This is a genomic window from Levilactobacillus enshiensis (assembly GCF_007115095.1).
GTDB classification, from domain to species: Bacteria; Bacillota; Bacilli; order Lactobacillales; family Lactobacillaceae; genus Levilactobacillus; species Levilactobacillus enshiensis.
The window spans coordinates 170,934-191,252 of record NZ_SULH01000003.1; the positions used below are offsets into that span (position 1 = coordinate 170,934).

General features: G+C 50.6%; 18 protein-coding genes. 5 read left to right on the forward strand and 13 right to left on the reverse strand.

Features of this window, described 5'->3' with window-relative positions:
- Positions 1 to 19: 19 nt before the first annotated feature.
- The gene (locus FAY32_RS04635; protein ID WP_191988143.1) at positions 20 to 1,462 is read right to left on the reverse strand and encodes a glycoside-pentoside-hexuronide (GPH):cation symporter; all 1,443 of its coding nucleotides are present in this window, start codon (positions 1,460 to 1,462) and stop codon (positions 20 to 22) included.
- 48 nt (positions 1,463 to 1,510) lie between these two features.
- Positions 1,511 to 2,977 (reverse strand): arabinosylfuranosidase ArfA, encoded by a 1,467-nt coding sequence (gene arfA / locus FAY32_RS04640; protein WP_143462295.1) that lies wholly within the window; start codon positions 2,975 to 2,977, stop codon positions 1,511 to 1,513.
- A gap of 207 nt (positions 2,978 to 3,184) precedes the next feature.
- Here arfA and FAY32_RS04645 point away from each other — a divergent pair, with 207 nt between their 5' ends.
- Positions 3,185 to 4,087, forward strand: coding sequence for an ArsR/SmtB family transcription factor (locus FAY32_RS04645; protein ID WP_143462296.1), 903 nt, complete (start codon positions 3,185 to 3,187; stop codon positions 4,085 to 4,087).
- Positions 4,088 to 4,652: 565 nt separating this feature from the next.
- Positions 4,653 to 5,552 (forward strand): hypothetical protein, encoded by a 900-nt coding sequence (locus FAY32_RS04650; protein WP_143462297.1) that lies wholly within the window; start codon positions 4,653 to 4,655, stop codon positions 5,550 to 5,552.
- A 419-nt stretch (positions 5,553 to 5,971) separates the two neighbouring features.
- Here FAY32_RS04650 and FAY32_RS04655 read toward each other — a convergent pair whose 3' ends face one another.
- From FAY32_RS04655 to FAY32_RS04670, 4 genes are all read right to left on the reverse strand, one after another.
- Complete coding sequence (locus FAY32_RS04655; RefSeq protein ID WP_143462298.1) at positions 5,972 to 6,778, reverse strand: DUF2399 domain-containing protein; 807 nt, start codon at positions 6,776 to 6,778, stop codon at positions 5,972 to 5,974.
- On the reverse strand, positions 6,759 to 9,893 hold the full coding sequence (locus FAY32_RS04660; RefSeq protein WP_143462299.1) for an SbcC/MukB-like Walker B domain-containing protein: 3,135 nt from the start codon (positions 9,891 to 9,893) through the stop codon (positions 6,759 to 6,761). Before FAY32_RS04660 ends, FAY32_RS04655 begins: the two co-directional genes overlap by 20 nt.
- Positions 9,894 to 10,901, reverse strand: a complete 1,008-nt coding sequence (locus tag FAY32_RS04665) for a hypothetical protein (RefSeq protein ID WP_143462300.1) — start codon at positions 10,899 to 10,901, stop codon at positions 9,894 to 9,896.
- A 188-nt stretch (positions 10,902 to 11,089) separates the two neighbouring features.
- Complete coding sequence (locus FAY32_RS04670; RefSeq protein ID WP_143462301.1) at positions 11,090 to 12,610, reverse strand: hypothetical protein; 1,521 nt, start codon at positions 12,608 to 12,610, stop codon at positions 11,090 to 11,092.
- Positions 12,611 to 12,805: 195 nt separating this feature from the next.
- On the opposite strand from FAY32_RS04670, the gene FAY32_RS14970 reads away from it, so the two are divergent.
- A complete protein-coding gene (locus tag FAY32_RS14970) occupies positions 12,806 to 12,937 on the forward strand; it encodes a hypothetical protein (RefSeq protein WP_263862540.1) in 132 nt (43 codons plus the stop codon).
- Positions 12,938 to 13,015: 78 nt separating this feature from the next.
- On the opposite strand, the gene FAY32_RS04675 is transcribed toward FAY32_RS14970, so the two are convergent.
- The 4 genes from FAY32_RS04675 to FAY32_RS04690 all read right to left on the reverse strand — a co-directional run bounded on the left by FAY32_RS04675 (position 13,016) and on the right by FAY32_RS04690 (position 16,244).
- A complete protein-coding gene (locus FAY32_RS04675) occupies positions 13,016 to 13,906 on the reverse strand; it encodes an EamA family transporter (protein WP_143462302.1) in 891 nt (296 codons plus the stop codon).
- A 170-nt stretch (positions 13,907 to 14,076) separates the two neighbouring features.
- A complete protein-coding gene (locus tag FAY32_RS04680) occupies positions 14,077 to 14,334 on the reverse strand; it encodes a CsbD family protein (protein ID WP_143462303.1) in 258 nt (85 codons plus the stop codon).
- A gap of 91 nt (positions 14,335 to 14,425) precedes the next feature.
- Positions 14,426 to 15,007, reverse strand: a complete 582-nt coding sequence (locus FAY32_RS04685) for a hypothetical protein (RefSeq protein WP_143462304.1) — start codon at positions 15,005 to 15,007, stop codon at positions 14,426 to 14,428.
- A gap of 256 nt (positions 15,008 to 15,263) precedes the next feature.
- Entirely contained in the window at positions 15,264 to 16,244 is a 981-nt protein-coding gene (locus FAY32_RS04690; protein ID WP_143462305.1) for a GDSL-type esterase/lipase family protein, read from the reverse strand.
- A gap of 363 nt (positions 16,245 to 16,607) precedes the next feature.
- Between FAY32_RS04690 and yaaA the strand changes: the two genes are divergently transcribed.
- Complete coding sequence (yaaA, locus tag FAY32_RS04695) at positions 16,608 to 17,354, forward strand: peroxide stress protein YaaA (protein ID WP_143462306.1); 747 nt, start codon at positions 16,608 to 16,610, stop codon at positions 17,352 to 17,354.
- 321 nt (positions 17,355 to 17,675) lie between these two features.
- Here the strand turns inward: yaaA and FAY32_RS04700 are convergent, their stop codons facing one another.
- The gene (locus FAY32_RS04700) at positions 17,676 to 18,089 is read right to left on the reverse strand and encodes an OsmC family protein (RefSeq protein ID WP_143462307.1); all 414 of its coding nucleotides are present in this window, start codon (positions 18,087 to 18,089) and stop codon (positions 17,676 to 17,678) included.
- A gap of 14 nt (positions 18,090 to 18,103) precedes the next feature.
- Complete coding sequence (locus FAY32_RS04705) at positions 18,104 to 18,541, reverse strand: OsmC family protein (RefSeq protein ID WP_143462308.1); 438 nt, start codon at positions 18,539 to 18,541, stop codon at positions 18,104 to 18,106.
- 245 nt (positions 18,542 to 18,786) lie between these two features.
- On the opposite strand from FAY32_RS04705, the gene FAY32_RS04710 reads away from it, so the two are divergent.
- Positions 18,787 to 19,128 carry a MarR family winged helix-turn-helix transcriptional regulator gene (locus tag FAY32_RS04710; protein ID WP_158727539.1) on the forward strand — a complete coding sequence of 114 codons (342 nt, stop codon included), beginning with the start codon at positions 18,787 to 18,789 and terminating at the stop codon, positions 19,126 to 19,128.
- A 232-nt stretch (positions 19,129 to 19,360) separates the two neighbouring features.
- Here FAY32_RS04710 and pepI read toward each other — a convergent pair whose 3' ends face one another.
- Complete coding sequence (gene pepI, locus FAY32_RS04715; RefSeq protein WP_143462310.1) at positions 19,361 to 20,245, reverse strand: proline iminopeptidase; 885 nt, start codon at positions 20,243 to 20,245, stop codon at positions 19,361 to 19,363.
- Between the last annotated feature and the right edge of the window lie 74 nt (positions 20,246 to 20,319).

Consider the following 20,319-nt stretch of genomic DNA (forward strand, 5'->3'; position numbering starts at 1 on the left):
ATTATCAGTCAGTCCAAGACTAGTTGACGTTTTCGGCGCCTAACTTCTTCTGCAATTCTTCAACGATTTCGGCATGTTTCTTTTCGGAAATCTTAACCTTGAAGACGTAGATGAGTAACGCCAAAATGTGAACGATTAAGCCTGCCCAGAAGGCAACGGCCTTGAACAAAGAAATTCCGCCAGCTGTGATCGATGCCGCAGTTGCCGTCCCGGTCATCCCAGCAGCAACCGCGACCCAACCAACGACCCCGTTAGAGATCGCACTGGACATTTTGTCGAGCATTGGCCGAATCGCCAACGTCACGGCTTCACTCCGCGTCCCATTTTTCAGTTGACCATATTCGATGGTATCGGTCAGCGTTAAGATAACGGCCATGAAGATGAAGCCTTGTGGCACGTAGTACAAAACTAAGGCGGTCATGACCATGATTAAGTTGTCGGTGGACACGATCAGGATGATGTAGGCCAAAATCATGGCACACATGCTGACGGCGTAAATGGTCTTCCGGGTAACCCATTTGTTGATAATGGGGTAGAGCGGTGACGTAAAGAAACCAGCAACCGTTGGAATCAGTCCAGCGATCCAGAACAGACCAGGCTTGTCCATGACGTACTTGAACATGTAGAACATCAACCCGGCAGTGGCTGCATTCCCGAATCCATAAACCAGATATGGTAGCGCGGTCCACAGCATCTGGTCGTTGTGTGCCAAAGCCCAGAACATGTCTTTCAAACTCGTCTTATCCTTCGCGGCGTTCCGCAAAACGTTATGCTTTTCGTGCGTCCCTAAGGCCACGATAAATGAACAAATAATAGCAACTACGGCAATGATAATGCCGAAGGTCGTCCAACCAGCTTGACCTTCATTATGTTGACCCGTCGCCAGGTAAGTGACATAGGTCACGACAGGAACAATCGTCATCGTCACGATGTTTTGACCAAAACCGGTAAAGTTCCCAGCGGCCGTGAAGATGGAACGTTCGTGACTGTCTTCACTCAACGCCGGAATCATGCCCCAATAAGAGACGTCCCGGAACGAGTAGAAAATATCAAAAATGGTAAAAATTGGAATAAAGAGAATCATGAACCAAGTGGTGTTTGACCGCGATAGGCCGAAGATCCCCGACATCAGCACGATCAGTAGCAGCGCCGAAACCGTCCCCGCAATGATCAACCAAGGCTTGAATCGGCCCCAACGCGTATTCGTGTTATCAACAATGTTCCCAATAATTGGATCAATAAAAATTTCAAGAATTCTAAGGACAAAAATTAGTCCGGTAATCATGGCAATTGATTTAGTCGCTTGTGACTTTGACACGCCGGTGAACATCGCCGTCGTGACGTAGACCATAAAGTAAGTCCCAAACATCATTGATAACGCAGAATGACCAAAGTTCCCAAAGGCATAGTTGACGACTGGCCAAATCTTACTCTTATGGGCAACTGTTTTTGTAGCATCCATTGTAAATCACACTTCCCATTCTAAATTGTGTGGCCCGCCTACTCCTGACTAGACGGTAAACGTGATGACGTTCCAAGAAAACGGTTTCAAAATAATCTGACCGTCATCCTGAATCGTTTCCTCAGGGACGGCGTGGTCCAATGAGTTTTTGAACTCCGGATCAGAGCAACTATAGCTGAGATGACGCGTTTCTTGAAGCTGATCATCGTTGAGCTTCACGGCTAGATTCATTGACGCCGTTTGGTGCCGATTAACCGCGAAAATCGTGTAGTGATGGTCGTCATTTTTAACCGTCACGGCATCCAGGTACGGCACATCGCCGAATTCTGGGACCCGATACGTTGGCGACTGGGCACTGGTCTGTAGTGCCGTGCCATGGGCGTATTGCGCAACATCCCGCAATGGCGTGAAGATGGTCTGCTTCAACAGGCTATCTTTCGTGGTGAGAATTGGCGCGATGACGTTGACCAACTGCGCAAAGCAGGCAATCTTGACCCGGTCGGCGTGCTTCAACAGCGTAATCAGCGATGACCCGACGAGCAAGGCGTCTTCGAAATTGTAGACATCTTCCAACCGGTGCGGGGCCTGTTGCCAAGGCTTGAGGTGCGCATCGTGTTCGTTGGAATGGTACCAGACGTTCCACTCATCAAAGGAAATATTGAGCGTCTTAGCTGACTTTTTCGTCGCCTTTGCCGCATCGCAGAGGGCCACGACGGAATTAATAAACTGATCCATCCGCAGTGACTTGGCGACATGGTGCATCGTCCCCTGTGATGGCAGCTCGTAATACTGATGCATCGAGATGTAATCCACGTTGTCATAACACTCGTTGAGCACCGTCGACTCCCAGATGCCAAACGTCGGCGTATGCTCGTTGGAACTCCCACAGACGATGAGCTTAATATCCGGGTCGAGACTGCGCATGGCTTTGGCCGTCTCATTGACCAATTGGCCGTATTCGTGAGCGGTCTTGTGGCCGATCTGCCACGGCGCATCCATTTCGTTCCCGAGACACCAGAACTTCACGTGGTAGGGTTCTGGATGCCCGTTTTCACGGCGTTTGTTGGCCCAATATGTATCGGTATCGAGGTTACAATACTCCAGCAAGTTGCAGGCATCTTCAATTCCTCGCGTTCCCAAGTTAACGGCAATCATCGCTTCAGCATCGACCTTCGTCGTCCAGTCCATGAAATCATCGAGACCAAACTGATTGGACTCCACACTCTGCCAAGCCAAATCGACCTTTTGTTGGCGCTGGTCACGTGGCCCAATCCCATCTTCCCAGTGATAACTGGACACAAAGTTACCGCCTGGATACCGGATTAGTGGCACGTTGAGCTCCTTCACAGCCGCGATGACGTCCTTGCGCAGACCCGCGTCATCTGCCAACGGACTATCCGGATCATAGATGCCGCCATAAATGCTGCGCCCCATATGTTCTGCTAAAGATGAATTGATCCGGTGGTCAATCTGACCAATGGGAAATAAGTCCGTTGCATAAAGCTTTCCTTGCATAAATTCTACCCCTCCTTCTTTTTCCGAATTCATGGTAGCAGGCACATGTAAGCGCTGTCAATAGATGATTAGGCAAAAAGTGAACTAAATGGGTAAATTTAGGCATTACGTTCACTAGTAACGACATTTATCACCGAATTACGGGCTTTGTGCGGCCCTTATGTTAATATATATATGAACTTAATATGCAAATGAGGTGAATATTTAATGGAAATCGATCTTAATCAGGACTCAGTTGGTCTGCTCAAAGCCCTTGCCAGTCCAATTCGGCTCCGCATCATCGACCTGCTCTCTACGCGGGCAATGAATATCCAAGAACTGAGCGCGCATCTGCACCTCAGCAAGTCAATCGTCAGCACCCACGTTAATCAGTTGGAACGCGCCCAGATTATTGAGACAACCCGAAAGCCGGGTAAGAATGGTGTTCAAAAGATCTCGCAGTTACGAGTCAGCTACCTGGGAATTAATTTCCCCAACCGCAAGGAATCGGCCTATTCTCATTACGAGACCCACCTTCCCATCGGCCACTATGTCGATTACGACGTTGATCCAGTCTGTGGCTTGGCGACGACTAAGGACTACATTGGTCATTTAGATGATCCGAAATACTTCATGGACCCCAATCGTGTCAACGCTGGTATTCTCTGGTTTGCTAAGGGCTACGTTGACTACAAGGTCCCTAATCTATTGGACCGGTCGCAAACGATTCAACAAGTCGAAATCAGCTTTGAGTTGGCGTCAGAGTTCCCCTTTACGAACGACAACTGGCCGTCAGATATCAGTTTTGAGCTCAACGGTATCGACCTGGGGTTCTGGGAAAGTCCCGGTGATTACGCGGATGTCCGCGGTGAATTGAACCCGGAATGGTGGCCGAACAACATGAACCAATACGGATTGTTGAAGACGTTGCAGGTCACTCATGAAGGGACCTTTGTCAGCGGCGAGAAGATTTCCGACGTGACCATCGACCACTTCTCCCGTCAAACACAGTACTGGAGTCTCCGACTGGCGGTGAAGAATACAGCAAAACACGTTGGCGGCCTAACCCTGTATGGCAAGGGTTTTGGCAACCACGACCAAGATATTGATTTTCGCTTCTATTATCTCTAAAAAACAAAAAGTGATGTGCTGCCTTGGGCGTGCACATTTTACGCCCGTTCATTCAGTGTGCAAGAAGCGGCTGAGACAAGACTGTCTCAGCCGCTTCGACTCTGCCAATTCCAGGTTCAAAGCCAAATTTTCGGATTCTCGGCTCGCTGTTACCTGATGACCCGAAATCATCGCAATGCTGCGTTTAGAGAAACGCCCCCCGATGGTCACCACTATGACGAGATGACTATCAAGTAGCCCGCCACTACTAGTTAGCGGCGGTTAATTACGACTCAAGCTTTTGGGAAATTTATAACCCGGGTTAAGTGCTGAAAAATTTCGTTAACTTTCTCAGCTTGACGTAGATGAAGACAACTAATGTCTGCTTATGTTGATTTGTTGATCAAAGGCCCATTTATTCCCCGGGAAATATTTTGCGCTATTTTTAAAATTTTCCGGACTAAACGTCTTAAAAATAGCACGCGACTGCCAGTTAAATCGCCTTTCAGATCGTACATTTGCTGTCAACGATTCCCAAATCAGGTATAATTGACAGTATCATTAAATTTTAGGAGGCTGGAAAAACGTGAGCAGACTTGGCAAATGGGCCCTTGGTTTGGCCACATTAAGTGCCACATTGCTAATTGGTAACGTCATCGGCAATGCGCAAACTGAAAAGCCTAGTGCCATCGTGAAGGTCGGTGATTTTGCCGCCAGTACGGACTTTTTAAACCTGAGTCAATACTTTCAGACCACCCGCGACGTTAACATCAAGGTTGCCTATCTCCCCATGAAGAAGATGGGCGCTCCCGTTAAGCGGACATTAACTCTGCCTGCTGGTACGGTGGTTGCCGGCTCACTGACCACGACTAAACGACATGGCTACTTAATTCCCAGCCTTCAACTCTATTTAGCCCGGCTCAGTTATCCCTTATTACAACGAAGTGCCCCCAAAGGCTACACCATTGACCCTGGTGCTGGTGCCTACGATCCACAGGCAACTTTAAAGGCCACCGCTGAGCTCACCGCCTTCAAGCGTGTTAAGGTGCCGGACTTCATGCCCGGTTACAGCCATGGTGACCTCTACATTGGCGGTGCCAAGGCGGCACTGAGCCCCGTGGAACCTTCTAGCAAAAGTCTTCGGATCACACCGGATGGCTATGCGGAGGTCCTGACTTATGATCCCACAGCGAGTGTTGGCCTCGGCTTCTACCAAAAGCCGACCGGGCTAGCAAAAATTATGAAGACTGATTACCACGATCCTTACCGGCGACTCTACTTTAGTCACAAACTTAAGGGGGTCAAAACCAAGCGCGTTAATCATACCGGTGCTTACCAATACCGGTTGACCTTGAAGAACTTGCATGATCCGCAACACACATCAGGCGACGAGGACAACGGCATCGCCGGAACCTTCAACAGCCTCTATTCGGTTGGCGGAACCCCCTACTTTACATTTATTGGCTACGACGGCATTAGCGGTTAACGGCCTGTGACGAGCAAATCATGGCTCGTCTTTTTTGTTACAAGCGTTTCACTAAATAATCCGTTATTACTCCCCGCGCTTTATTAGACTCAGTGGACGTGCTCATTCCGGCAGCACCTATACATTGCCCACTGATTAGTTGGCCAAGGACCTGAATTGCCGGGTAAAACGACTTTTTCCCGCTACCTTGCTTTCCGTGATACACTTCCGGTAAGTCCTAAATCTAGTCAGGAGGAAAGGCCCATGTTGATTAAGCTAATTGCATCCTTTGCCGCTTTGTTTATCACCGTGACCCTAGTCACTTTGGGAACGAGTCAGATTCCCGGCGATTTGACCACTCATGACAAACCCCTTTAACGTTAACTAAAATGGCGGCGAGAAACTTGTTTTCTGAAGTTTCTCGCCGCCATTGCTATCTCTTATTCCATTTTTAACCAGGGGGTAATCAGTGCCTCATACTCCGCAATCAACTGTTCTTGTTCAACGAACTTTTTAACTAAGGTCAGTGAACTTAATTCCTGCTGAAACACTGGGGCAGTCACCGTTACCGGCCGCGTACGTTGTGGATCAGCTTTACCTTTTAAGGTCACCCATTTTAGAACATTCGCTGGGCTCTGCAGGGCCGTAAATTCTGCCGGATCAACTGCTAGTTCCCCTAATAGGTGATCCGCTATCTGGATGCCGCGACTATCGAGATCGCCTAGATACGTAAACCGCACGCCGCGTTTCACCAAGGTGCGCATCAAGGTCACATAGGCCGCATTAAAGTCATTACCCGACTGATCAATTAATGGCCACTCGGGATGAAGTCGAAGCAACCAGGCAAAGACCCCATTGTTTTCAACAATGACGACCCGGTGATGGCGCAAAGGAAACTCCGCCATGGCCGCAATCTGCCACGGATTTAATGTTAACGGTTGGGGCAGGTCCGTCTCAAAAACATTCGCACAGATGAAGGCCATCCCAATCAGTTTCGCCGTCACCTCGTGGACCTGACCCGTAAAGCAATTGGCTAGCACCCACTGATAATAGTCGTAAACTGCGGGATTTTCCTGAGCATCATTCAAGCTATGAGCCGTCAATCCCGCTTCAACTGCCTGTTGACCACGAGGCGGTAACGTTTCGCCAGCAGCAATTCGGTCAAATAGGCCATCTAGTTGTGCTGCCTCCTTGGGCGCCGCCTTGCCAGTCCCCGTCACGTAACGCTTAAGATACTGACTTGGCATGTGCATCCCCCCAACGCAACGCTTCTCGGATAATATTACGGTGGAACCGACCGTCATTTTGATTCTGCGGGGCAATCACATCGTAAGCAATATTATCCACCCGGTCAGCCAGAATTTTATTCTGCGCACCACTCGGCATCGTCGCAATGAAATTAAACCCAAACCGGGCAATGGTTTTCGCGAAGGATTTCGCGGTCTCCGGGTCCAACTTGTCGGCAAATTCATCGAACATGACGAGATAAGGCGCATCTTCCTTTTGTGCGCGTTGCAAGACCATCTTGGGCACCAGCAATAACGGCAAAACCATCGCTTGGGCCTTCTCAGCCCCCGACCCGCCGGACTGAACGAACTTGTCATCGACTTCTTCGTAGTTATCCTCTGCGCTTTGTCGCCGCTTGATCAGTACCTTAAAGGCTGACCACTGGCGCGTATCGAGTAAGCGTTGGGCGGCAGCCATAAATAAGTCATCATCGTCAGCGACCGTTAAGTCATTGGCTAATTTTTCCAAACGATTACGAATTTCCGCAACCAGTGCTGGGCGCTTGTCGGCTAATGGATCACAAGCCTCTTTGATGACCTGGTCACTGACCTCGGTCGGCGTCAATTCCACCTTCAACTTGATGCTTTGCTCGCGGCTAACCCCTTCCGTTAACATCCGGTTATAGTCCGCAATCAGCTGATATTGTGCCGTAATGCGTTGAATTGCGGCCGTTAAATACGTGTCCTGGGCCACGTCATTTCCCGTCGTCAGTTCTTTCAAGGATTTTGTCACGTGATTTTGGTCCGTGGTCATTAGTAACAAAGCCCGGTTGATATCAAAGGCAACCACCGTCAACCCATTCTGATTCACGGAACGTTGTTGGCGCATGGCACTGGCAAAATCGGTATAACCCCGTTCCTCAAATAGGGTATCTAGCGCGTTACGGTCGATTCCATTGCTATCATTATGATGAATCAAGCGCCCAATCCAATCACTGATATCACCATAGCTGCTGTTACGAACCTCACTTCGATTCTCCTGCACAAATGCAATGGCACTGGTAATTGTGGTCAGTTGTTCACCCTGTGGCTGATAGGGCGCCAACGTTGCCAGTGCCGTTCGGCCTTGTTCTGCCAATTGGTCTAACCGCGTCGTCAATTGTGTCATGTCTTCTTTAGCCGTTGCAATTTTGCCCTCAGCCACAGCTCGTTGATTGTTTAGTCGCTGTTGCTCCCCATTCAGCTGGGTTTGTTCCGTTTCGGCCTGTTTGATTTTCGTATCGATTTCGGTATCGACGATCAACGCATCACGACGTTGTTGAATCGCCGTGATTGCTGCGGTCACCCGTTGGACATCAAAATCAGGTTCGACCGCAGCCAAGACATCCGTAATCTGTTGATCAAAGAATTGTTGTTGCTGCGTCAACTGGTCAAGCCGCTGCTGAACCGTGGCTATCTTCTGTAATAGATCCGCCAACAAGCGTCGTTGCTGGTTTAAATCCGTCAAAAAATTTGGTGTCTTGAGAATTCGTTTCAAGTCAGGATGATTCTGTAACAACTGCTGTTGCTTGGCGAGTAACCGCTGAAATTCTCCATTCATCTGCGTTGCCCCAGCATCATGGACTTCCTGGTTATCTTGATGAATGTCCTTTCTTACCCGACCGTATAGTGGCCCCTGTGCATGTTCATCGATTCGACCCCTCAGTTCATCGCGCATCTCCACAACAATTTGAACATCCTTACTGACGCGTTCTTTGGCTCGCTCACAGTCGTTGTACTGATTGCGAAGATCCTTAAAGTGCTGGAGGTACTCGCTTAGACGTTGGGCTAACTTGGCCGCGTCGACCTCCGTCACCACATCCATCAACTCTGGGAGTTCAGTTGCTTGCGTTGCCAACTTAGTCAACAATGGTCGCAACTGCTGGTCGTTTAGGACCCGTTGCTGGGTCGTCATCTCGTCTTGCTGGGTCGTGACCGCCGCCAACTTTTTCCGCAGCTCCGTCAGTTGTTCCTGTTGCTTGCGATACGTCAGCAACCGTTGCTGGAGACTGGTCATCTGTTGGTCGTACTCTTTTCGACGTTGCACAATGCCATTCTGGTTGGCCTTTTCCTGCCGCAATCCTTTCAAGCTATTTTCAACCTGGGTAATATTGGTTGCCATTAGCGCTACCTGTTGGGTCACTTGGCTAATGATCTGTTGATTCTGACTCACGGTCTCTTGCTTACTCTCAACATCCTGATGAACCTGACTATAGGGATCCAAGGTCGCCTCACGCAGATGGTTTAGATTACGCCAGAAAATTTCTTTTTTCATCCGTTGAAGACGATCTTCGGCCTTCTTCAGGCGTTGGAGCACACCTTTGGTCCGATTGACCTCTCGCTGACTATCCGCAACCTGACTGATCACCTGGGCATCAATACCTTCTTGTGCATTCTTCAAGGCTTCCCGAATCGGTGTAAACCGTGCATTCCCACCAGTCCAGATAGGCGATGCCAACAACCGATAGACCGCGGCCAATTTTCCCAGTGCTTCGCCATTCGAAAAGCCGTAAACCTGAGTGGCCACGTATTCCCGATAGGCCGGTGCCTGGTTAAACAGGTGTAATTGTTTCCCCAATCCTGCATTAGCCGACCGAAAAGCCTCTTCATCTAAGCTATTGCCATCAGCATCCGTTGTCACAATGTTTAACTCGGCGGTGACCTCGTCACTAATGACGACAAACCACCAGGTCGGCTTACGCTGCTCACCCACAGCCCGATGCGCTCCCAGGCCCAAGATAACTTGCCGCGTCGTTGATCGCAGCAACAGATAACTATAGCCGGTGCGGACCTTCATCGCACCCGGCCCCCAGCCCAGTAACATACTCTCAAAATTCCGCGTATCACGTTGACTATTCCGGGGTGCTCCCGTGCTCTCCAAACGGTCTGTCCCTTTGGCCGAATTAAATGACGGCGTGGCAATTGACCCGTCAATCAACATGGGGAAGAAACAGTTAGCCAATGTGGTCTTGCCGGCCGCATTTTCTCCAATCAGCGTGAGGTTCCCATTTTCTGCTGCGGTTAAGTCTAAACTCGAATACTTATTAAAGTTTCGCAAGTGAAAGCTCACCGGCGTTAACTGCGTTCTTAATTTCATTTACTTCTCCTCCGCTATGGGCCGCTGTGTTCGCATAGAAAACCGGTGCGCAATGGGCGTTGGGCTTACATAACCATCGCGTTCCCGTACCAATGCCATGTCTGCTAGCGCCTGCTTCACCATCGTGACGTTGATGGTACTCTCCGGAAATAACTGATGACTGATCTGATGAATCCGTGTCGTCACCATATCCGTCGGCAACCCGACGCCCAATGACCGCGCCACCGCAACGGCAACGACTGCTGGCTTGGCTTCACTCTTCTTTCGTGACTTATCCAACAACAGCGCGTAGTCATCCCCACATTCCAAATCAAATCGGTCTAATTGGGCCCACTGTTCAGCAATCTCCGTTTTATGCGTGACCAAATCTAGCCAAACTCGTGATGAACGGTCCACGTACCGCTGTGTCAGTAACGTCCGGTTCACCCGTTGCAAGGGGGTGGGTTCCGGATCAACCGTCGCAGCTTGTAAGTGTTCCACCAGGCAGGCCGCCACGTAATTAAAGTCTGGGCTAACGTCCCAATAATCATCGATCTCTTCCGTCCGTTCAACGGCACTGACTTCTGGCATGTCTGGCGTAAACAGACCGAACCGGTCGACAAATAACGCCGTGATTCGGCGCCGAATTTCCTTTTCGTCGAGGTTCACCACCTCACTGTGGACCTGACGAACGATTGTCTGCGTTAAAACGACCCGGTCGCTCTGCTGATTCTGCAACTCTGGTAAATTAATAACGGCCTTGAGGGTCGCCAGCAAGACATGGACCGAATCGGCAGCCAGTCGCTGGTCTCCCAGTAAAAATAAGAGATTTTCCTGATAGTTATCCGGAACAACTCCCAATAAGCCTTTGAAGAAACTGTTTAATCGTTGTTGGGTCAAGGGACGTTTCAACGCATTAATGGCGTCTGCCGTTTGCTTGCTAGTCTGCGGTGTGATGGTGCTGGTGAAGATGCCGTGATCTAGTAATTCATTGACGATTAATTGTTCTGGTCCGTGTAAGTCGCTCATAAGCACCACCTTGTAAATGAGGAACGCTTGCCACCATTCGAAATAAGGTAGCGCTCCTTTCAAATCTACATATTTCCTTTCCCTGTTGTGTCAGTATAGCATGTTAAAACGAACAGATGTTCTAATTTACAGAAACAATATATCCTTTACCAACTCGGTACAGGCCGTTCGCCTGTCACACCTCATGGCTACCCGGTCGCTCTCGCTTCGTCTGTCGTTGGGGCAAACCAAACTTCAAAACCACTCGGCAAAGTTACCGCGTAAGCTTCATCGCCACAATGAACCCGGAGCGGCTGACTGTCAGGCAAGGCTTCGACTTTTATGATTGGCCGGCCAAACGGCGCAAAACTATCGTAATGGTCAACACCAGTCGCGCTATACAACCGAATCACCTCATCGCGCGCATGAATCGACGTCATTTCCAGGTCATGGTCCACCACGCCATGGTCGGCACTTCGCATCACGATTCGCTGGAATTCCGCCAGGCCCGACCGATCGTCGACCACGTCCGAATCATCATCCGCCAGTTGCGGATTATCCGCTTCGGTAACCGCCACGCTGTGCTGAGGCACCGCCTCGTAAACGACCGCCCCCATCGTGGTGGCATCCAGCAGGTCAGCGGCATCATCCACTTCCCGATCCTGGGGTAAGTGCCGGGGTAATGGCTGTCGAATCACGACCGATTGATAGTGGGTTAGCAACGCATCGATTTTTCCCGTCAGTGCTTGGATATCGACCGTTTGTCCCTGAATGTGGTCGTACTCTTGACTGAGCAAGCGAATCGCATCCAGAATCGTTTGAAATAGCAGATAGACCGTGTCCATGCTACTATCAATTGCCGTTGGGCTGGGGTCAAAGCTAGCGGCTAACCGATCCAGTTGCCGTTGCGTGTAATCCCGTGCCTTCTGAAAGCGCAGTAACATTTTTCCTTGATCGCCCACGGCATGCGCAGCGTCCAAATCATCGTTTCCCTGTTGACTTCGAGCAACCCGCTGGCTAAAATCTGCGGCATTGGCCAATGCCTGTAGCCGCGGCCCCTGTGCCAGTAACTTTCGGAACGCTGGAATCGCACGATCACGCAGCATTTCTTGTAAGTGATTCGCCGCCTCGCCACCGTGATTAAAAGCCAAGTCGTTCGCCAGCTCGCTAAGGTCCTCATCCAACTTATGCATCCCCTTCATCACATCCGCATAAGCTGCCAGCATGTTTTGAAAGTCGTTGTACAACTGCGTGCTGTCCGCTGCCAGACTCGGATCTGTTAATTTGACGACCAGATCACAATATTCCTGAATTCGGGTAATGTTAGCCGTCACCGTATTATCCGCATCAATGACCCGTTGCATCATGGTCAGATACTCAATGCCACTGCTGGTAATTTTATACACGAAAGACTGCTGGATGTGATAGGCCCCATTTTTCATGGGCACTCGAACTTTTCGGGGTGCCACCTCAACCAGTTTTGCCTGATCACTTAGGACATCCAAAATACGTTTTAAGACGACATCGGTCAGCGGTCGCTCGTCCAGCTCAAGGTAATTGGCATTGTATGTTTGGAGCAACGTTCCTAGCGTGGTGACCACGCCGCTGGTGGCCCCATCATGGTACAAAATCGTCAGCACGTTCCACCCCGCTAGTCGATGATCGCGACTCAATCCCAAGTTGCTGGCTAAAAGCAGATCTCTTAATTTGTTGGACAACGTAACGGCGATGATGATGGCCCCCTCTTGTTTTTTCTTTTAGTATACGTAAAGCGCCCCGTTCAGTCTAGGCTGTCCTTGCCCTCAACCTAGCAGTTCCGCCGTGACTGGTCAATCAAACTGCGGTGCGAGGAACGGTGACTGGTCGCAACGACTTTCCCCCACTTCTGACGATTCATGGTACACTACCTGTGAGGAGGTCATCTCATGAGTAAAACGTTGAAAATGATTCTCGCCATTATTATTTTAGGCGCCACTGCCAGTATCGTGTTGGGCCACCGCGTCGTCCGGAGTCAGGCGGTCGCCACCCCTACAGTGCTGGTGACGCGGACAAGTTAAAAGGAGCTATGATCATCGTCATAGCTCCTTTCGTATCTCCAAACCTTATCTGGAATGTCCTGTTTCACATGAAACAATTTAGTTCAGTTGACTGCGCCGCTGAATTCCCCAAACGTTAGGCAAGACGACCGCTGAAATAATGATCACCACACCCAGCATTTGTAACCAACTCACGGTTTCACCCAATAAGATAAAGGCCACCGTGATGGATGATGGCAATTCTAGCGAGGACAAGATTGGTCCAATCCCCAAGTCCAAATACTGCATGAAGATCGAATAGGCCACCAGTGGAAAAACCATCGAAAACAGGGCAATCAGCATTCCCCAGCCAATCGTTGGGGCGGTGATGTGTGCCGTGACAATCTGTGGCCCCCAAACGATGGAAATCAGGAGAAAGGCCCCGACACACAACAACCAGGTTTTACTCAATGGATCCAAGTTATTCCCTAAGCTAGCCGTAAACTGCATGGTGCAGGCGTAGGCACAGGCCGCCAGAAAGCTCAGGAATAACCCCCACGGCGAGAGCGCCTCTTCAATAGGAAAGAGTCCTGCCGCCAACACCGTTCCAATCAGGACCAAAATGATGCTCAGCACCTGTAGACGAGTTGGCCATTGTCGATGGATCACAGCCCCCAAGAGGACTGATAGCCAAACGGCCTGCATCAACATCACCGCGGCCGCGGCAACCGGAATCAATTTTAACGACTGAATGTAAAACGTGTTAGTAAACCCAGAAGCCGTCCCCGCAGCAATCACCAGCAGGATCTGCTTCCAGTTAGTATGCTGATAGCGCAGCCACCGCCGCCGCGCAATGTGAATCACGCCAAGAATAATCACGGCACTTAAAAACGACCAGAACAGGAGTGGCCCATTGACCACCCCTTCGCGGGCAGCAATTTTAAATAACGACGCCGGCACACCAAAACTGAGCGCACCTAACCCCACAAACAGGGGTGCTAACTTCTTCAAAAACTCACCTCATCTAAATTAAGACTCCGAGGTCTATTATACACGTCTAAATTGGAAGATAGCGGGTCGAATCTAGCGAAAGTGGCCTTAGCGTTAGGCACCAAAAATTGATTGTTTCACGTGAAACAAAAAAATGCGGTCACCCGTGACTGCTGGCGCCGCATCTTAACCTATTCTGCTGTTAACTCTTCTCGTACGCCTTCAATGGCATCCTTAACTTCGCCCCGACCCTCGTGAAATTTGCCTTTGAGTTGGTCGACCGGATCATCGGTGACGGCTCCCTTCCACTGCTCTGCCTTACCGACTACCTTATCGGCAACACTGTCGGCATGGGCTCGGAGCGCGCGCAATTGTTCTTTATCCTGTAGCAACAAGTACCCCAATGCCACATTGGCGGCTAAACTAACCCCTAACACTAAATTTTTCATGTGGTTCGCCTCCTAGAACTAGTTATGTTGTCTAACCATTATTGTAACAATTAGTATATCGGCGTATGTATCCTCAACGCAACCAATCTGCTCACAGTTCCAATGGATTCAGTGCCGCCAACGCTAAAATATAGACGAGCAACGTTGTCATGATGCCGACCCAATTTTGCTGCCAACTGGTTAAGAAGGACCGCGCCCAGCGAACACTGTATCGCGCACTAGCCACGACCTGTGTGTCCAATTGTGTTCGCCGTGTTAACCGTGCAACAAAGTACAACAGGCCCCACTGCCCACTGACCAGAAGCGTGCGCATCAAGAAGATCCCTAGGCCATCATTAAATGACATGCCTAATTGTGCCAAGCTGCTTACGCTGATACTGATGCCCCACATTAAGGGCAAGGCCAATGGCCACTTCACCGGCAACCAGGACACCGCGACTAAAATCCCCACGAACCGCAGACCAACCCAACTCGCATTCAGCAGGGCGCCCCCGGTAAAATGAATCGGTGCTGGAATCGCTGGCGAATAGCCCGGTTGTGTAAATAAGCTCAAATTCAATAATAAGATCACAATACCCCAACAGATATAAAATGTAATCACGTTTGGTGACGTTTGAAACGTTTCACTAGGCCGAAAAGGCGCGACCCACCACCGTTTTCGCTCCACTTTCACGCGCAAGGCCCCTTTCCTTCATTTTTAAAATGAGAGTTCTAATCGTTTTATCATTTAATAGTTAGATTACACGTCCGTTGGTTAACCGTCAAGGGAATTTTTAGTCAACTAACCAGCTTATTTTGCGGGTGAAAAAAAGCCGGCAGCATTCCCGCGCCGGTTCCCATTTTACTATGTGCTTTGTCCGTCATAGCTGTGATCAGCCAGCAACAAACATTTCCTAAGCACAACGTATTTTAATAACATACTTTTGTTATTAATAACTATCTATTATTAATAATTCCGGATATAGTTTGCGTAATTTTGCGGCCAACTTCTGTCCTGCCAATCGTGACCCGGCCGCATCCACGTGAACACCATCAGTCGTGGTCGGTTGCCAATCAGCCGTGTTAATGAGTGTGGCGCCTACCTGTTGCGTGACCGCGGAGATGACCGCCGCGAACCGCTGATTGAACGGAATCATCACTGCCACAGCACTCACCGGATATAGGCGCTGAATCTGACGCAGAAATTTTGCAAATTGTGGGGCGAATTCCGCCGCTGTGCTTCGCCGGTCATTTGTCCCCACATTGACCACGACCAAATCCGTGGGTTCTGGTTGCCAAGGCGTCCGGTCATCGATGGCCGTCAACACTTGGGGTAACGGTGGCACGCCACCCGTTCCCGGCCAGGTCACACCGGCTGCACTGTAGGCCACCCGCACATCCCGTAACCCTAACAGGTCACTGGCGATGGCGGCGTAATTGCCTTCCGCACGATAGTCGACGGCGGCGTGGCGGCCGGGAATCACCCAGCAACCAGCTGTAATTGAATCCCCAATGAACGTCACGCTGTGGTGGCCCGGTCGCACCGCCTGTAACTCGCCGTCGCTAGTTACTGTTTGGACGGCAAACCCCGCATCAGTCGCCCACAGTTGATCCGCATCCGTATTGCCACTCATGACCACCCGAATCACATGCCGGTGGCCGTCGAGCGTCAGGCGCCATGGCAATGTTTCGACCGCTAGCCGCTGATAGGGCAGTCCATCAATTTGGACCGCTATCCAAGCACTCACATCGTTGGCCAAGTTTAGCAGCCGCAACGTGACAAAACTAGCGTGATCGACGCGAAACCAAAACTCTGCCCCTAAGTTCGTACTGTACATCACGCGTTGACCACGGATCGTCTTTTCGACCCAACGACCTTGAAAATACACTGGCATCAGGGAATTATTTGCCGGGACTGCCGTTACTTTCATTCTCATCTCACCGCCCTTATCGACTCATGTTGCTCCAATTATTCCACAACCAGCCCCACAGTACCAGCAATCCCACAGTAAATGTTCCACGTGAAACAACCAATTTTGCTTGACTTGCCCTAGTCTATCGTGCGATACTACTCGTGGTGCCAAACCAAGGTGGGGGTACGCGATCGGTGCGCAAGCATTCCGAAGGTCGCCGCACCTCACCACTTCAGTCTCGCGTTCCGCGCGGGGCTGTTTTTTTATGGGTTAACCTGCTATTCTAATTGCAACAATGAACAATTTGTCGTTTGGAAAAATATCTCCAAGTTTAACGCTGGTTCACGTGAAACAGCGTTTTCTCTGAAAGGAGGCCCACGTTTGAAAATCATCATCGCCCCAGCCAAAAAGATGGTCGTCGACACCGATACCTTCGGCTACGACGCCACCCCACAGTACTTACCCCAGACTCAGCAGATTCTGGCTGAACTTCGACGACTCACCTACCCCCAGGCCAAGGCGCTTTGGCATTGCAGCGACAAGCTTGCCCAGCCCAACTATGACTGGCTCCAGCAACTCGACCTCACTCGTCAGTTGACCCCCGCTTTGTTGGCCTTCTCGGGCATTCAGTATCAGTACATGGCGCCAGACCTGTTCACCGCACCGGCCTTAGACTACGTGCGGGCCAACCTACGGATTCTCTCCGGCTTCTATGGCATTTTACGCCCATTTGACGGCATCGTTCCCTACCGCTTAGAAATGCAGGCCAAGCTGCAGGTTGCCGGTGCTCCCAATCTGTACGCCTTCTGGCAAGATCGCTTGTACCAGGCACTCACGCCAGACGCCGAGCCCATCGTTAATCTGGCTTCGCAGGAATATACCAAAACGATTCAACCGTACCTGCGGCCACAGCAGCCCTTCGTCACGGTCGTTTTTGCCAGTCTGGTAGCGGGCAAACTCAAGGTTAAAGCCACGCTAGCCAAAATGGCACGCGGCGAAATGGTCCGCTTCTTAGCCGAACATCAAGCCACCACGATTGCCGCCATCAAAAATTTCGACCACCCAGACTGGGCATTTTCGCCGGAACAGTCGACAACGAATGAGCTGGTCTTTATTTACCAAAAATAAGATCGCCGACAACCCTGTCAGCGGTCTTTTTTAACGCCTAGCTCACATCTACTATCTTCAAAAATTCCTGTCACCCATTCAAGCTCCGGTGACGAAACGCCAATTTCGACGTCGATTTCACTGAACCGGGAGTCCATTTGGAAGCTGGCCGTTAATGCCGTAGCGATTCGTGATTCGTCAGTTTCCCCTGACTAACGGCTTCCTTCAAGCGGTTCACCGGCAGTATGACCGCGTTACGGACGTCAACCGGCAACCACTATGGCAGGAATCGCTCACAGCGACCATCAATTGACCACTAGCAAGTGACTCCCTTTGCCCGCGCTAGCCAATCAGCGCCACCCCGGTTCGCTTAACCGGCACGGTATTGGTCAAATTATCCATCACGGGGCAGGTATTCTCCGCAAATGCCATGAACGCCTCACATTTCTGTTTGCTTTCGTCCGTGTTGAAATGGACGGCAACGCCAATTCTATCTAGCCCTAGTCGCTGCGAATTGTCGTCTTTTCTGCCTTCTAAGGTGTAGTAAAAGTCACGATAAGTAAAGTTTTGCTGCTTGTTAAATGAGGCCATCACGATGGCTTCACACGCGCCCAATGCCGCCAAAATCGCTTCGTGGGAACCAACCGTTGTGGCCGAATCCGTGGCGAAGTTGACCTTGAAATCCCGGACCGCTGCCTGGTATTCGTTTGGCCGTGCCGTACCCGTTACCTTAACTTTAAACGTTTCCATTGCCATGTTTGGTTCCTCCTTTACACGATTTCAACTTGGTCGAGCGCGATGGTCACCCCGTTACTCAGCATGTCCTTCACCGGACAGTTGGCTTCAACCCGGTCGGCAAAATAGTCGCAAGCCGTCTGGGTTTCGTTGGTTTTGAACGCTAACTTGTAGCGAATCTCTTGAAAGCCATTACGAATATCTGGATCGCCCATAAATCCTGCAGCGTCCAAATCGCCCTCAAGGTTGACCATCATTTGTTCATAGGTGAACTTACCATCAGTTGCTAAATCCGCTGCTGTTTCCTGTAGCGAGGTCCCTAACGCGGAGAGGACCAGTTCGACTGGATTCATCCCCGTATTGCCACCGCCCAGATTGGCTGGCTCATCAATCATCGTATGGATACCTCTGGAATGAACATCGACCTGAAGACCAGAATCAGTTTTCCGTGCTGAAGCATGATAACGTTCCATTAGTGTTGCCCCCTATTTCGAAATTTGATAAGCGCTTATATCCCCAGTATAATGAAATACTGAGCAAAGTCAATAGTTAGCTAACTATCTATTTTTGCCAATAAAATGGTATAATGTAAAAAAAGTTATGAGGTAGGTGCACGGTCATGGCCACGTCCCAGTTTGATTTAGATAGTTGTATTATGTGCATTACGTCCCGCAGTAGTAAGCTCTTTTCCAATAAATTTAACGATGTCATGTCACCCATGGGCTTAAATCGTAGCGCTTGGATGGCCCTCTACTACATTGACCAACAGGGGCAGCTCAACCAACGAGACCTCGCCAACCTGATTGGTATCACTGGCCCCAGCATGGTTAAAATCGTTAATCAGTTGCATTTAGCTAAGCTCATCACGATTGCGGTCAGCGCGCATGACCGCCGCGAACGCCTCCTGACGCTGACAGCGGCCGGAAGCGACCTGCTGGCTCAGACCATTCCGCTCGCCGAATCTTTTCGTGAACAGGTCACTGCGGGGATTCCGCAAGCCGACCTCAACACGTTGGCACAAGTCATGGAACACATGATGCAAAATGCGAGTGACCTTTAAAGCAACGTTTTCGTCCAGTGGCTGCCGGCTACCGGGCATTTTTAATTTCAATTTTTTACTGCCGCCTACCTTGTCATTTCCCCTAAGCAAAGCCGCGTGATTTACCAGTCGACACAGCACTCTACGCATTATTGCCATTTTCGATAACAACTAGCGAAAATGTTCCACATGAAACAGCACCCACACCCCCAAATAGCCGCGACAGGTCATCCCCGTCGCGGCTATTTTTTCTTTACTCATTTTCCTGCAGCCACCGGGTCAACCGCGCGCGATAGGCCGATGCCTCATCAATAAACGCCATATGGCGGCTGTGGGCAAACAGTGTCCACTCGGCGTTAGGGAGCTGGTCGACCATCGTCTTTGCCACCAATGGCGTGCAGAGATCGTTGGTCCCACTCGTCACCAGCGTCGGCACGGTCACCCGTGCTAACTTCGCCGTATAATCGTAGTCCCGTAACGTCCCAGTCGGACAATATTCGTTAGGCCCCCAAGCCGTGTTATAAGCAACTGTACCGGCTCGTTTAGGGCGCCGCAAGAATTCCGGTGACGCCGCTGTAAGTGGGCCAGCAGCGTGCGCCGCCATAAATCGCTGATTGGCCGCGAGATAGGCCGGCGTGGTAAAGTCACCCATCGCCTCCGCAACCGCGATTGCCTGTTGGTCTGCCGGCGCCATGAATCGAATCATGCGGTGCTGTTCTTGCGCCCACAGCTTAGCCGACGATAACGTGCTCGCTAGAATCAAGCTTTGAATCCCGGCCGGCTGGTAATCACACAGATAGATGATGGCTAACATGCCCCCCCAGGATTGGCCGAGCAAGTGGACCCGGTCCAGTCCCAGGTAGGCTCGCAGCGCCTTTAACTCCGCTACCCAAGTCGGCGCCTGCCACAAACTGGGATCAGCCGGCTGTGACGATCGCCCACACCCCAACTGATCGTACATCACCACAGGGCGACCAGTCTGTTCTGCGAGTTGGTCGAACGCTTCAAAGTAGTTGTGCGTGGATCCCGGACCGCCGTGTAGCAGAAGTAAGGGCACCTTTCCCGCCGTTAAATCGCCCACCACCCGGTAATACGTTTGGTATTGGCCAAATGGCATGAATCCTTCTTGAATTTTCATCGCTGTTCCTCCATCTTTGTTTAATCGACCCCACCCCAGCTGGCCAGCTACCCGGAATTCTGCAAGGTAACCCG